Annotated in this window: 13 protein-coding genes and 1 riboswitch; of the genes, 4 read left to right on the top strand and 9 right to left on the bottom strand. The window is 72.6% G+C overall.

Annotation, left to right across the window (positions count from 1 at the left end):
• Positions 1 to 15 precede the first annotated feature (15 nt).
• Together ACIQV3_RS26985 and ACIQV3_RS26990 are read right to left on the bottom strand one after the other, a co-directional pair.
• Positions 16 to 1,659 (bottom strand): metallophosphoesterase, encoded by a 1,644-nt coding sequence (locus ACIQV3_RS26985; RefSeq protein WP_403716103.1) that lies wholly within the window; start codon positions 1,657 to 1,659, stop codon positions 16 to 18.
• Complete coding sequence (locus ACIQV3_RS26990; protein ID WP_266880710.1) at positions 1,656 to 1,916, bottom strand: SCO4848 family membrane protein; 261 nt, start codon at positions 1,914 to 1,916, stop codon at positions 1,656 to 1,658. Before ACIQV3_RS26990 ends, ACIQV3_RS26985 begins: the two co-directional genes overlap by 4 nt.
• A gap of 121 nt (positions 1,917 to 2,037) precedes the next feature.
• Here ACIQV3_RS26990 and ACIQV3_RS26995 point away from each other — a divergent pair, with 121 nt between their 5' ends.
• Positions 2,038 to 3,279, top strand: coding sequence for a D-alanyl-D-alanine carboxypeptidase family protein (locus ACIQV3_RS26995; protein WP_403716106.1), 1,242 nt, complete (start codon positions 2,038 to 2,040; stop codon positions 3,277 to 3,279).
• Here ACIQV3_RS26995 and ACIQV3_RS27000 read toward each other — a convergent pair.
• From ACIQV3_RS27000 to glyA, 4 genes are all read right to left on the bottom strand, one after another.
• The gene (locus ACIQV3_RS27000; RefSeq protein WP_403716108.1) at positions 3,227 to 4,249 is read right to left on the bottom strand and encodes a YhjD/YihY/BrkB family envelope integrity protein; all 1,023 of its coding nucleotides are present in this window, start codon (positions 4,247 to 4,249) and stop codon (positions 3,227 to 3,229) included. The two genes, ACIQV3_RS26995 and ACIQV3_RS27000, sit on opposite strands and share 53 nt — an antisense overlap.
• A 145-nt stretch (positions 4,250 to 4,394) precedes the next feature.
• Positions 4,395 to 5,018 (bottom strand): 2'-5' RNA ligase family protein, encoded by a 624-nt coding sequence (locus ACIQV3_RS27005; RefSeq protein ID WP_403716111.1) that lies wholly within the window; start codon positions 5,016 to 5,018, stop codon positions 4,395 to 4,397.
• A 128-nt stretch (positions 5,019 to 5,146) separates the two neighbouring features.
• Complete coding sequence (gene trpS / locus ACIQV3_RS27010; RefSeq protein ID WP_403716113.1) at positions 5,147 to 6,160, bottom strand: tryptophan--tRNA ligase; 1,014 nt, start codon at positions 6,158 to 6,160, stop codon at positions 5,147 to 5,149.
• A gap of 440 nt (positions 6,161 to 6,600) precedes the next feature.
• Positions 6,601 to 7,881, bottom strand: a complete 1,281-nt coding sequence (gene glyA / locus ACIQV3_RS27015; protein ID WP_403716116.1) for a serine hydroxymethyltransferase — start codon at positions 7,879 to 7,881, stop codon at positions 6,601 to 6,603.
• A gap of 35 nt (positions 7,882 to 7,916) precedes the next feature.
• A riboswitch (ZMP/ZTP riboswitch) is annotated at positions 7,917 to 8,007 on the bottom strand.
• A gap of 110 nt (positions 8,008 to 8,117) precedes the next feature.
• Between glyA and rocD the strand changes: the two genes are divergently transcribed.
• A complete protein-coding gene (gene rocD, locus ACIQV3_RS27020; protein WP_403716118.1) occupies positions 8,118 to 9,323 on the top strand; it encodes an ornithine--oxo-acid transaminase in 1,206 nt (401 codons plus the stop codon).
• Between the two features lie 26 nt (positions 9,324 to 9,349).
• On the opposite strand, the gene ACIQV3_RS27025 is transcribed toward rocD, so the two are convergent.
• Both ACIQV3_RS27025 and ACIQV3_RS27030 read right to left on the bottom strand, forming a co-directional pair.
• Entirely contained in the window at positions 9,350 to 10,540 is a 1,191-nt protein-coding gene (locus ACIQV3_RS27025) for a glutathionylspermidine synthase family protein (protein ID WP_403716120.1), read from the bottom strand.
• A gap of 6 nt (positions 10,541 to 10,546) precedes the next feature.
• Positions 10,547 to 10,858 (bottom strand): hypothetical protein, encoded by a 312-nt coding sequence (locus ACIQV3_RS27030; protein WP_403716125.1) that lies wholly within the window; start codon positions 10,856 to 10,858, stop codon positions 10,547 to 10,549.
• A gap of 116 nt (positions 10,859 to 10,974) precedes the next feature.
• Here ACIQV3_RS27030 and ACIQV3_RS27035 point away from each other — a divergent pair, with 116 nt between their 5' ends.
• Together ACIQV3_RS27035 and ACIQV3_RS27040 are read left to right on the top strand one after the other, a co-directional pair.
• Positions 10,975 to 11,814: a hypothetical protein gene (locus ACIQV3_RS27035; RefSeq protein ID WP_403716204.1), complete on the top strand. Its 840-nt coding sequence runs from the start codon at positions 10,975 to 10,977 to the stop codon at positions 11,812 to 11,814.
• 209 nt (positions 11,815 to 12,023) lie between these two features.
• On the top strand, positions 12,024 to 12,512 hold the full coding sequence (locus ACIQV3_RS27040) for a carboxymuconolactone decarboxylase family protein (RefSeq protein WP_403716127.1): 489 nt from the start codon (positions 12,024 to 12,026) through the stop codon (positions 12,510 to 12,512).
• A gap of 55 nt (positions 12,513 to 12,567) precedes the next feature.
• Here ACIQV3_RS27040 and ACIQV3_RS27045 read toward each other — a convergent pair whose 3' ends face one another.
• Positions 12,568 to 13,299, bottom strand: coding sequence for a serine/arginine repetitive matrix protein 2 (locus ACIQV3_RS27045; RefSeq protein WP_403716129.1), 732 nt, complete (start codon positions 13,297 to 13,299; stop codon positions 12,568 to 12,570).
• Between the last annotated feature and the right edge of the window lie 95 nt (positions 13,300 to 13,394).

Genomic DNA, 13,394 nt, shown 5'->3' on the forward strand with positions numbered 1-13,394 from the left:
GGAGGTTCGGACGGTTCAGGCCTGATATGAGGCGAGTTCGACGACTGTGATGTCCGACGGCGCGCCGACCCGGACCGGCGGCCCCCAGGCACCCGCGCCGCGCGAGACGTACAGCTGGGTGTCTCCGTAGCGCTCCAGCCCGGCGACGGTGGGATTGGCCAGCTCGGCGACGTACTCGCCGGGCCAGAGCTGCCCTCCGTGGGTGTGCCCGGAGAGCTGGAGGTCGGCCCCGTACCGGACGGCCTCGTCGATGACGATCGGCTGGTGGGCGAGGAGCACGGCGCTGCGGGCGCGGTCCCGGTCGCCTAGGGCCGCCTGGAAGTCCGGGCCTTGGCCCTCGCTCTCGCCCGCGATGTCGTTGACCCCGGCGAGGTCGAAGTGCGGGAGCTCGCGGCGGGCGTTCTCCAGCGGGGTGAGGCCGAGCTCGCGGACGTGGTCCACCCACTGCCGGGCGCCGGAGAAGTACTCGTGGTTGCCGGTGACGAAGTACGAGCCGTGGCGCGAGCGGAGGCCGCGGAGCGGTTCGGCGGCCGGGCCGAGGTCTTCGACGCTGCCGTCCACGAGGTCGCCCACGACGGCGATCAGGTCGGGCTGCGTGCGGTTGATGGTGTCGACGATGCGGGTGGTGTGGGCGTGGCCCAGGATCGGGCCGATGTGGATGTCGCTGACGACGGCGATGCGGAAGCCGTGGGCCGCGCGGGGGAGCTTCGCCAGGGGGACCTGGACCCGCTTCACGCGGGGGCCGCGGAGGACTCCGTACGTGCCGTAGCCGACGGTGCCGGCCGTGGCGGCGGCTGCCGTGCCGGCGACGATCCGCGCGAAGCGCCTGCGGCTGACGCCGGACGGGGCGGACGCCGCGGGGGCCCCCGCCGGGGTAGGGGCCGCGGGGTCGGCCTCCGGGTCGGCCGCCGTGCGGCCGACCGCGGTCGGGTCGGCCGCCGTGGCGGGCTGCCCGGCCTGGGCCTCGGGGTCGGCGGTGGCTGCGCGCCCGGCGGTGGCTTCGAGGGTGGCCGTGGCTTCGAGGGTGGCCTGCGGCGCTGATCCCCGCCCCGCCCCTTCCCGCTGCACCGGATGATGCGGCTCCGCCGCGCGGTGGGGCTCCGCCCCAGACCCCGGAGCGGCCACGCCCGCGGCGGCCAGGGGGCGGTCGGGCTGCGCCTCCAGCCCCGAGGTGTCCGCGCCCGCGGCGGCGGGGCGGGACTCCGGCCCGGATCCCGGGGTGGGGGCGGAGGTGGGGCGGGGCTTCGCCCCGGGCCCCTGGGCGGTCACGCCGCCGGCGGCCGGGGTGCTGACGGAGCCCGCCCGGGCCGCGCCTGCCGAGGTGTCCCGGGCCGTGGTCCTGCTCTGCCGGCGGAGCCAGATCGCTCGGATCGGCTCGGCCACGAGCATCGCCAGGGAGAGGTACAGGAGGACGGCCAGCCAGAGGTAGCCGGGCCAGGCGACCGTGCGCTCCAGCCAGAAGGGGGCTCCCGCGCGGCCGGCGAGGAGCGCGGCCACGGACAGGAGGGGGAGCGCGAAGGCCAGGGCGGTGCCCGTGCGGCGGACCGCGCCGCCGGGGGCGGTGGTGTCACGGACCAGGCGGATCCAGAGCCAGCGGTGTACCAGGACCAGGAGGGCCAGGACCAGCAGGGCCACGGCCGTGATGAGAACGATCGTCACGCGCCCGCCTCCGTACGTGATTCGCGCCGCAGGGCCCGCACCCCGCGCAACCCGATCACTCCGACGGCCGTCCCCAGGAGAAAGGACGCCACCGCCAGGAGAAGGTGGACCCAGAAGTACCCGGTCGGGTCCCCCGCGTCGTCGAAGGCCAGACCACTGCCGTCCTTCCATAGGTTCCGGACGAAAGACACCCAGATGAACCAGCTCCACACGCCGAAGGCGAGCAGGAACCAGGAAGCGGCGCGGCTGAGTCTCATGAGCCCAGTATCGGTTTCGTCCCCGGGACGGACGCGCCGGGGTGGGCTGTCCCGGCGGTGGTTGCGGCGGGTTGGCCGGTCCGTGACGCTAAGCACAGGATCGGGATGTACTTTCACCTGCGTGTCTGCCAAGAAGACCGCGTTGACGGTCCTTTCCGCCGCGCTCCCCGCCCTGCTCGTCCCGGCGCTGCTGGCCTCGCCCGCGTACGCCGCGCCGACGCCACCGGCGGACGGGAAGGGGCAGCCGCCCAAGGCGCCCGCGCCGCCCGCCTCCATGTCCACGGTCGGCGGCTCGGCGCTCGGGCAGCCCGGTACGCAGGTCAACCTGCTGCCCGGCGCGCCCGCGCTGCCGACCAGCCTGACGGGCCGTTCGTGGATCGTGGCCGACGCCGAGACCGGCGAGATCCTCGCCGCGCACAACGCGCACTGGCGGCTCCCCCCGGCCTCGACCATGAAGATGCTCTTCGCCGACACCGTGCTGCCGAGCCTGCCCAAGGAGCAGGTCCACAAGGTCACCGACCAGGAGCTGGACGGGGTCGGTTCCGGCTCCAGCCTGGTCGGCATCAAGGAGGACCTCGAGTACACCGTCCACGACCTGTGGCTCGGGGTCTTCCTGAAGTCCGGGAACGACGCCGTGCACGTACTTTCGGCCATGAACGGCGGCGTCGAGAAGACCGTCAAGGACATGCAGGCGCACGCCGAGGAGCTCCAGGCCCTGGACACGCACGTGGTGTCCCCGGACGGGTACGACGCTCCGGGCCAGGTCTCCAGCGCCTACGACCTCACCCTCATCGCCCGCTCCGGTCTGCAGAAGCAGGACTTCCGGGAGTACTGCGGCACGGCCAGCGCGAAGTTCCCCGGCCGGCAGGAGGCGGGCAAGCCCCGCGAGACCTTCGAGATCCAGAACACCAACCGGCTGATGACCGGCGCCGGCGGCCTCTCCCCGTACAAGGGCATCGCCGGGGTGAAGAACGGCAACACCACGATGGCCGGCTCCACCTTCACCGGAGCCGCCCAGCGCGGCGACAAGAAGCTGCTGGTCACGGTGATGAATCCGGGCGGCGGCGCCAACCCCGTGTACGAGCAGACCGCCGACCTGCTCGACTGGGGCTTCGCGGCGGCCGGGAAGGTCAAGCCGGTGGGCGAGCTGGTGCCGCCGAAGAGCGCGGACACCACCTCCTACGGCTCCCCGGCCCAGTCCCACGAGAACAACCCGTCGGCGTCCGGCGCGGGCTCCGGCGGCGGGGTCGGTACGGCCCTCGGCGTGGCGGGCGGGGTGCTGGCCGTGGTGGCCGGCGGGGCCTACGCCGTCAACCGCCGCTGGCCGCGGGGGCGCGGCCGCCGGGCTCGCGGCCGGGCGTAGCGGAGCCGGCGGTCTCCGGGGCGGGCTCACGGCCGCCCGGCTCCGGTGCGGGCTCGCGGCCCGGCTCCGGTGCGGGCTCACCGCCCGGCTCCGGGTCGTCCTCCACGCCGTCCCCGTCGGCATCGTCGCGGCTCGCGGTCCACGCCGAGCAGAAGAGCAGCAGCTTCGCCGTCAGGTTGATCCAGATCAGCAGCGCGATCGGCACGCCGAAGGCCCCGTACATGCTCTTCGTGGCGACCTCCCGCATGTAGCCGCTGAGCAGCAGCTTCAGCAGCTCGAAGCCGGCGGCGCCGAGGAGGGCCGCCTCGATCAGGCGGCGGCGGGGCGGTTCGACGCCCGGGAGCAGGGTCAGGACGTAGAGCAGGAGCAGGAAGGCGGCCACCACTCCGACGAGGAAGGCGCCGCCGCGCAGCAGGGTGCCGCCCGCGCCGTCGCGCGGTACGCCCAGCCAGTCCCCGGCTTTGCCGACGGCGCTGGAGCCGAAGATCGAGGCGGCGGCCGAGGCCAGGCCGACGCCGCCGAGGCCGATGAGGACGAGCGCGTCCTTGCCCTTGCGGACGAAGGGGTTGCCCTCGTCCTCGTCGTCCTTCTCCCACACCGCGCGCAGGCAGTCCCGCATCGACGTGATCCAGCCGATTCCGGTGAAGAGCAGGACGGCGGCGGCGATCAGGCCGACCGTGCTCGCGTTCGCGACGAGGGCGTTGATGTCGAGCTGGTCGGAGATGCCGGGGACCTGCTCGGCGAGGTTCTTCTGGAGCCGGTCGAGCTGGTCCTGGGTGAGCAGTCCGGCGCCGATCGCGGCGGCCACGGTGATCAGCGGGAAGAGCGCCAGGAAGCTGATGAAGGTGATGGCCGCGGCGAGCCTGGTCCAGTGCACGCGGTCGAGCCGCTGGTAGGAACGCCACAGGTGCGTCCGCATCAGGACGGACACCAGGGGCCCGATCAGCGGGAGTTTCTTCAGCCAGTCCATACGGTCACCGTAAATGAGCTGTCGTAAATAGCCGGTATTGCCGCTTTTGGGGACTACGGTCGTCGATTGTGACTTTTCGCCCGACGGCTCGGCCGTTCCATGCCCTGGTCCTGCGAAGGATCGGTTTCCGGTTCCGGTTCCTGCGTCAGGAACGGCGTACGGTCGCCTCGCCCGCGGCGGCCGCCGCACTGCTGTCCGTGGCCGAGCCGAGCTGCGCCGGAACGCCGCTCGCCCCACCGCTTGCCCCGTTGCCGAACGGATATTCCCGCAGCTTGCGCCAGACCCCGTCCGAGCCCTGCTCGTAGAGCGCGAACCCGGAGCAGACCCACTGCGCCTCGTAGTCGGCGAGGGCGCCGAACGCCAGGTCCATCGCCTCCTCGGAGATCCCGTGGGCGACCGTGACGTGCGGGTGGTACGGGAACGAGAGCTCCCGGCTGAGCGGCCCGTCCGGGTCGCGGACCTGGCTCTGCAGCCGGGTGCAGCCGGAGCCGCCCTCGACGACCTGGACGAAGACGACCGGCGAGAGGGGACGGAAGGTGCCCGTGCCGGCCAGCCGCATCACGAAGGAGCGGTTGGCGGCCGCGACCTCGGCCAGGTGGGCGCGGATCGCGGGCAGCCGCTCCGGGGCCACCTCCGTCGGCGGTACGAGGGTGACGTGCGTGGGAATGCCGTGCGCGGCGGCGTCCCCGAAGCCGGCGCGCAGCTCCTGAAGGCTGCTGCCGTACGGCTCCGGGACCGCGATCGAAACGCCGAGCGTTACGGTCCCCACGTAGCTCTCCTCCGCCTGTAGTCCTGTGCGTGGTCCATGCGATGCGCGTGCGTCGCACGAGTGCTGCCGCCCCAGTGTGGCGGCAGCACCCCCCAGATCGCCAGGGCCCTCTTTCTCTTCGGTCCCCGTCAGTGCTTCGCGGGGAGGAAACCGAGGTGGTCGTAGGCCTGCGCCAGGGTCTCGGCGGCGACCGCCCTGGCCTTCTCCGCGCCCTTGGCCAGCAGGGAATCCAGGGTCTCCGGGTCGTCCAGGTACTCCTGGGTGCGCTGCTTGAAGGGTGTGACGAAATCGACCATCACGCCGGCCAGATCGGTCTTGAGCGCGCCGTAGCCCTTGCCCTCGTACGCGGCCTCCAGCGCGGGGATGGACTCGCCCGTGAGAGTGGAGTAGATCGTGAGCAGGTTGCTGACGCCGGGCTTGCCGGCCGGGTCGAACCGGATCACGGCCTCGGTGTCGGTCACGGCGCTCTTGATCTTCTTCTCGGTGGCCTTGGGCTCGTCGAGGAGGTTGATCAGGCCCTTGGGCGAAGAGGCCGACTTCGACATCTTGATCGCCGGGTCCTGGAGGTCGTAGATCTTCGCGACCTCCTTGACGATGTGCGCGGCGGGCAGGGTGAAGGTCTGCCCGAAGCGCTGGTTGAAGCGCTCGGCCAGGTCCCGGGTCAGCTCGATGTGCTGACGCTGGTCCTCGCCGACGGGGACGGAGTTCGCCTGGTAGAGCAGGATGTCGGCGACCTGGAGGATCGGGTACGTGAACAGGCCGACGGTGGCGTTGTTGGCGCCGTTCTTCGCGGACTTGTCCTTGAACTGGGTCATCCGGCTGGCCTCGCCGAAACCGGTGATGCAGTTCATGACCCAGCCGAGCTGCGCGTGCTCGGGCACGTGGCTCTGGACGAAGAGCGTGCAGCGCTCGGGGTCGAGACCGGCGGCGAGGAGCTGCGCGGCGGACAACCGGGTATTGGCGCGCAGCTCCTTCGGATCCTGCGGCATGGTGATCGCGTGCAGGTCGACGACCATGTAGAAGGCGTCGTGCGTCTCCTGGAGGGCGACGTACTGCCGGATGGCTCCGAGGTAGTTCCCGAGGTGGAACGAACCGGAGGTGGGCTGGATGCCGGAGAGCGCGCGAGGACGATCAGAAGCCATGGCTCCATTCTCTCAGGTGTGACACCGGGCTCGGCCCCGCCACTGGCCGGAACCCGGCGGCTCCCACCCCCCTGGCCCGGCCCCCGCCCGGGTACCGCCCGGTAGCGCCCCGTCCGGATCTTGCCCCGGCCGAGCGACCGCTTTCCGCCGAGGTCAGGGGGGTGCCGCTGCGCGGGACTCCGTGGGCGCCGCCCACACCCGCGCCTCAAACGCCGGCGGGGCTGGATGTGCCCGGCGTGGTCGGGCCCCTGCGGCGCCGAGGCACACGATGCGCTGCGTGCACGGGGTCTGGGGCGGCCCCAGGGGCTCTTCAGCCGTCCGGCGTTTGAGGACCGGGGTCTGGGGCGGAGCCCCAGGGGGTCCGGGGCTCCGCCCCGGGGAACGGGCGAAGGGCGGGTAGGGGACTTCGCCCCGCAGGGGCCGGACCCCTACCCGGAGGGTCAGGCGACCGGGAGGCCCGGGGCAGGGAAGGCCGCCATGAGGTCGGCGACCTCGGCCCGGATCTTGCCGAGGGCCGCCTCATCGCCAAGGGCGGCCGCGGAGACGGCCCCCGCGATCCAGTCGGCGACCACCGGCATGTGCTCGACGCCGAGCCCCCGCGAGGTCAGCGACGGCGTGCCGATCCGGATCCCCGACGGATCGAACGGCTTGCGCGGGTCGAACGGCACCGTGTTGTAGTTCACGACGATCCCCGCCCGGTCCAGCGCCTTCGCCGCGATCTTGCCCGACACCGACTTCCCCGTGAGGTCGATCAGGATCAGGTGGTTGTCCGTACCGCCCGAGACCAGGTCGAAGCCCCGCTCCAGCAGAGCCGCGGCCAGCGCCTTCGCGTTGGCCACGACCGCGTGCGCGTACGACACGAACGAGGGCTGCGCGGCCTCGTGGAGCGCCACGGCGATACCGGCCGTCGTCTGGTTGTGCGGGCCGCCCTGGAGGCCGGGGAAGACCGCCTTGTCGATGGCCTTCGCGTGCTCCTCGCGGCACATCAGCATCGCGCCGCGCGGGCCGCGCAGGGTCTTGTGGGTGGTCGTCGAGATCACGTCCACGTGACCCGCCGGGGAGGGGTGCGCCCCGCCCGCGATCAGGCCGGCGATGTGCGCCACGTCGGCGACGAGGACCGAGCCCGCCTCCTTGGCGATCGAGGCGAAGGCCTCGAAGTCGATCGTGCGCGGCAGTGCCGTACCGCCGCAGAAGATCAGCTTGGGCCGCTCCGCCAGCGCGAGGTCCCGTACGGCGTCGTAGTCGATGAGACCGGTCTCCGCCCGCACCCCGTACTGCACGCCGCGGAACCAGGAGCCCGTCGCCGAGACCCCCCAGCCGTGCGTCAGGTGTCCGCCCATCGGCAGCGCCATGCCCATCACCGTGTCCCCGGGCTCGGCGAAGGCCAGGTACACCGCGAGGTTGGCGGGCGAGCCGGAGTACGGCTGCACGTTGGCGTGGTCGACTCCGAAGAGGCCCTTCGCCCGCTCCACGGCCAGCGCCTCGATGCGGTCGATGTTCTGCTGGCCCTCGTAGTAGCGGCGGCCCGGGTAGCCCTCGCTGTACTTGTTCTGCAGCACCGTGCCGGAGGCCTCCAGCACGGCCGAGGACACGTAGTTCTCGCTCGGGATGAGGCGGAGGGTCTCCGCCTGGAGGGTTTCCTCGGCGGCGACGAAGGACGCCAGCTCGGGGTCGGTCGCCAGCAGGGCGGGGTGGCGGTACGGGTGGTGGTTCGCGCTCATGGCGGTTCCTCCGGGGTCGATGTCGGATCTCGTCCCCGCGAGGCCCAGGCGAGCGGCCCTGTATGCGGTCGTGCGCGCACGGCTCCCCCGGAGTTGGTTCTCCGTGCGCCAGTCGCCGTGCGTGTCCGACACCTTAGCGGGCACGCCCCGAGAAAGGTTTCTCCGTCCGCTATTCGAGCGAGGATGGGGACAGTGACGCCACCTCGTCACTGGCTTGACGGACGATCGGAGACCCCGTGTCGACAACTGCTGATGCCATCCGCTCCGCCGACGCGCACAGCGCGCACAATTACCACCCCCTGCCCCTCGTCGTCGCCACCGCCGAGGGTGCGTGGATGACCGACGTGGAGGGCCGCCGCTACCTCGACATGCTCGCGGGTTACTCCGCCCTGAACTTCGGCCACGGCAACCGCCGGCTGCTCGACGCCGCCCGCGCCCAGCTGGAGCGGGTCACCCTCACCTCCCGCGCCTTCCACCACGACCGCTTCGCGGACTTCTGTACCGAGCTCGCGGCGCTGTGCGGCAAGGAAGCGGTCCTGCCGATGAACACCGGCGCCGAGGCCGTGGAGACGGCGGTGAAGACCGCCCGCAAGTGGGGGTACGAGGTCAAGGGCGTCCCGGACGGCCACGCCAAGATCGTGGTGGCGGCCGACAACTTCCACGGCCGGACCACGACCATCGTGTCGTTCTCCACCGACCACGAGGCCCGCGACCACTTCGGCCCCTACACCCCCGGCTTCGAGATCGTCCCGTACGGGGACCTCACCGCGCTCGCCGCCGCCGTCACCTCCAACACCGTCGCCGTGCTCCTGGAGCCGATCCAGGGCGAGGCCGGCGTGCTCGTGCCGCCGGCCGGATACCTGCGGGGCGTACGGGAACTGACGCGCGAGCGGAACGTCCTGTTCATGGCCGACGAGATCCAGTCGGGCCTGGGCCGCACCGGGAAGACCTTCGCGTGCGAGCACGAGGACGTCGTCCCCGACGTGTACATCCTCGGCAAGGCACTGGGCGGCGGGGTCGTGCCGGTGTCGGCGGTGGTGGCCGACCGCGACGTGCTCGGCGTGTTCAAGCCGGGCGAGCACGGCTCCACCTTCGGCGGCAACCCGCTGGCCTGCGCGGTCGCCCTGGAGGTCATCGCGATGCTGCGCACCGGCGAGCACCAGCAGCGCGCCACCGAGCTCGGCGACCACCTGCACCGGGAGCTGAACCTGCTGGTCGGCGGCGGCGCCGTGACCGCCGTACGGGGCCGCGGGCTGTGGGCGGGCGTGGACATCGACCCGGCGCGCGGCACCGGCCGGGAGATCTCCGAGAAGCTGATGGGGCTCGGGGTGCTCGTCAAGGACACCCACGGATCGACCATCCGGATCGCGCCGCCGCTGGTGATCTCCAAGGAGGACCTGGACTGGGGGCTGGACCAGCTCAGGTCCGTCCTGGGCGACTGACCCGGCGGACCAAAGGATGCTGCGTCCTACAAAATGACGTGGGGCAGGAAGCGGGCGTACTCGTCCGTGACCGGCCCCGCCGATTCGCGGATGCCGAGGCCCGCCGACTCGTCCTCGACGACCCACGCGCCGAGCACCACCCGGTTGCCGTCGAAGTCGGGCAGCGGGGCGAGGCCCTGGAAGACGTACGTCTCGTCCTGCTCCGGTGCGAACGGCTCGCCGCCGACCGGGTGCAGGGTGACGCCCGCGCCCTCGCGCCCCAGCAGCGGCTTCGCCGCGTAGCCGGTGGTCGTGGCGAGTTCGCGCGGGCCGTCCAGGTAGGCGGGCAACAGGTTCGGGTGCTCCGGGAAGAGCTCCCACAGGACCGCCAGCAGTGCCTTGTTGGAGAGCAGCATCTTCCACAGCGGCTCGATCCAGGCGGTGGTGCCGGAGCCGCCGCCGTGGTCGTACGTCCCGAGGACCTGCGGGGCGAACTCGTCGGTGGTGAGCCACTCCCACGGGTAGAGCTTGAAGATCGCGCGGATGAAGCCGAGCTTCTCGTCGACGAACCGGCCCGACAGGGAGTCCCAGCCGATCGCCTCCACCGACAGCTCGCGCGCCTCGATGCCGGCCTGCTCGGCGGTCTCCTGGAGGTAGGCGACCGTCATCAGGTCCTCGCCGAGCTCGTCGGTCTCGGAGTGCGCGAAGTGCACCGGGCCGGGCGGCAGCAGCTCGGCCTGGCGGCGCCAGGCCTCGACGAGCCGCTCGTGGAGGGAGTTCCACTGGTCGGCACCGGGGAACCGTTCCTCCATCCAGAACCACTGCGGACTGGCCGCCTCCACGAGGGAGGTGGGGGTGTCCGCGTTGTACTCCAGCAGCTTGGCGGGACTGCCGGTGCCGTCGTAGCGCAGGTCGAAGCGCCCGTAGAGCGAGGGCTGTTCGGCGCGGCGCCGCCAGGACTCGGCGATCAGCGCGGCGAGCTTCGGGTCGGTGATGCCGAGGTCGGCGAACCGGTCGTGGTCGACTATGTGCTGGGCCGCCGCCAGGCACATGGCGTGCAGCTCCTCGACCACGTTCTCCAGCGCCTCGACCTCGGGGAGCGTGAAGGAGTAGTACGCGCTCTCGTCCCAGTAGGGGCGCAGGGAGTCGTCGGGGTAGCGGGTCAGGGGGTAGATCAGCCCCTGTTCCTCGACGGTCTTCTGCCAGTCGGGGCGGGGCTCGATGGTGTGGCGCTTCACGCTGGATCAGCCGCCCGAGGAGCTCTTGTGGCTGCCGCCGATGCCGCCGCGCGTGACGGCGGACTTGTCGAAGCTGCCGCCGCTGACCCTGTTCTTCGCGACGGTGCCGCCGTAGTAGTACGCGCCGCGGCCGCCGCTCTTGCACTCCTTGGAGTTCAGCTTCTCCAGGGTGGCGCGGTCCGCACAGCGCTTGTCGGGCTCGTTGCTGCTGCCGCAGGCCACGAGGGCCGCGGCGAGCAGGCCCATGCCGCCGAGGGCGACGGTGCCGGAGCGCATGCGACGCTTGGTGCGCGTGGTGTCGGTGCTACTGCTGTCCATGGACTGTTCGCTCCCCCTGGGGTGGCCGGCTGCGCACAGACTAGAACGGCCGCCCCGGCCGACGGAATCCGGCCGACGCCGGATCCGTGACCTAGAGTCGGTTCGTGCTCATTGGGATGATTTGTGCGCTCGGTGCGGCGGTCTGCTTCGGCACGGCGTCGGTCCTGCAGGCCGTGGCGACGCGGGCGACGGTGCCGGGGACGGGCTCGGGGGTGGACGCCGCGCTCTTCCTGCGGGCGCTGCGCCAGTGGCGGTATCTCGCCGGACTCTGCCTGGACGGGATCGGCTTCGTCCTCCAGATCATCGCCCTGCGGCACATCCCGATCTACGCGGTGGGCGCGGCCCTCGCGGCCAGCCTCGCGGTGACCGCGGTGGTCGCGGCGCGGCTGCTGAAGGTGCGGCTGAGCGGGACGGAGTGGGGCGCGGTCGCGGTGGTGTGCGCGGGGCTGGTGATGCTCGGGCTGGCGTCCGGGGAGGAGGGCTCCGGCAAGGGCACGCTCGCGCTGAAGCTGGGGCTGCTGGCGGTGGCCGGACTGGTACTGGTGGTCGGGGCCGTGGCGGGCGGGCTGCCGGACCGCAGCCGGGCGCTGACGCTGGGTCTGGCCGCGGGGACGGGCTTCGGGGTGGTGGAGGTGGCGGTGCGGCTCATCGACGACATCTCGCTCTCCGCCCTGTCGAACCCGGCGTTCTACGCGCTGCTGCTCGGCGGCGGCTCCGCGTTCCTGCTGCTCACCTCCGCGCTCCAGCGCGGCTCGGTGACGGCGGCGACCGCCGGGCTGGTGCTGGGCGAGACGATCGGCCCGGCGGTGGTGGGCGTGGCCTGGCTGGGCGACCGCACCCGCGAGGGCCTGACCTGGCTGGCGGTGGCGGGCTTCCTCATCGCCGTGGCCGGAGCCCTGGCCCTGGCCCGCTTCGGCGAGCCCCCGGCGGAGCCGCTTCAGCCGCCCGGCGCTTGAGGACCGGGTCCGGGGCGGACCCCCAGGGGGTCCGGGCGCAGCCCGGGACCCCTCCCAGCCCGTCCGGCGTTTGAGGACCTGGTCAGGGCAGAGCACCGGGAGCTGCTGACCGGCGCCGGGCTGCGGACGCGGCCGCCGGCGGTGGACTCCGTCCGGGGGACCCCCGGTTCCACCGTTCCCAGGGGCCGCCCGCCTCCTAGGCTGATGGGATGACCCACACGGAGAAGGCACCCGAGCACACCCCCCGCATGCAGCTGGCGAAGCTCGCCCCGGAGTTCTACAAGGCCGCCGTGGCCCTGGACGCGGCCGCCGCCAAGGGGCTGGACCCGGCCCTGGTCGAGCTCGTCAAACTGCGCGCCTCGCAGATCAACCACTGCGCCTTCTGCATCGACATGCACTCCAAGGACGCCCTCGCGGCGGGCGAGGACGTGGAGCGGCTGCTGTTGCTCACCGCCTGGGAGGAGTCGCGGCACTTCTACACGGAGAAGGAGCTCGCCGCGATCGAGCTGACGGAGGCCGTGACCGTCCTGACCGACGGTTTCGTCCCCGACGAGGTCTACGAGCGGGCCGCGCGGCACTTCGAGCAGAAGGAACTGGCCCAGTTGATCGCCCTGATCGCCGCGATCAACGTCTGGAACCGCATCGGCGTCACCACGCGCCTGACCCCGGGGCACTACACCCCGGGCATGTACAAGTGACGGTTCCCGCCCCCGTTCGATCCCGTTCGATCCCGCCGGTGGCGCCGGTCCCCCGTCAGCCGCCCGTGGGGCGGAAGGCGGTCAGGGCGGCCCTGTGGTGGGTCTGGGTGAGCGTCCAGTCGGGCGCAGGGCCGGCCGTCAGGACGGCCCACTTCTTGCCGTCCTCGGCGACGAAGACCCGTTCCACACCGCGGCGCCGGCCGTGCGATTCCGCGTTGTCGTACTCGTAGACCAGCTCCCCCGCCCCGGGGGCGTCCGGGGCCGGGCCCACGCTGATCTCCCGGTAGCCGGTGGTCTGGGCGCGCAGGTAGGCGGAGGCGCCCCGGACGGCCGCGAGCGGGGTCAGTTCGGGCTCGCTCACCTGGAAGACCTGGATCAGGGCGGCGCGGTCGGGAGAGCGGTAGAAGACCCCTGCTGCGGCTTCCTCCCGGAGCCACCCGGCGGGGACGGCGATGGTGAACCCCTTCGCGTCGCGCACGGTCTCGTGGGCGGGGTCGCTGCCGGTCGGGCCGGGGGTGGGGCTGCCCGTACTCGTGGCCGTGGCCGTGGCCGTCGGCGACGGGGAGCCGGTGTCCGTGGCCGAGGGCTCGGCCGTGGCCTCGTCGCCCGGCGCGACGCTGGAGGCCGCCGGTCCCGCCTGCGGAGGCCGCTCGCCGGTGTCCCGCGCCACGAACCACACGCCGGCCGCGCCGAGGGCGAGCGCGGCCACGGCCACGGCCGCCGTGGTCGGCGTCAGCCACCGCCCGGCTGCCCGCGCGGGCTGGGACGGGGGCGGTACGGGGTACACCGGCTGCCCGTGCTGCGGGGACGGATACGCGGGGTACGGGTACGGCGGCTGGTCCTGCCCCGACGCCCCCGGGCCGTACCCGCCCGGACCGGGTA

Origin of the sequence: Streptomyces sp. NPDC099050, assembly GCF_044759865.1 — a bacterium.
GTDB lineage: Bacteria > Actinomycetota > Actinomycetes > Streptomycetales > Streptomycetaceae > Streptomyces.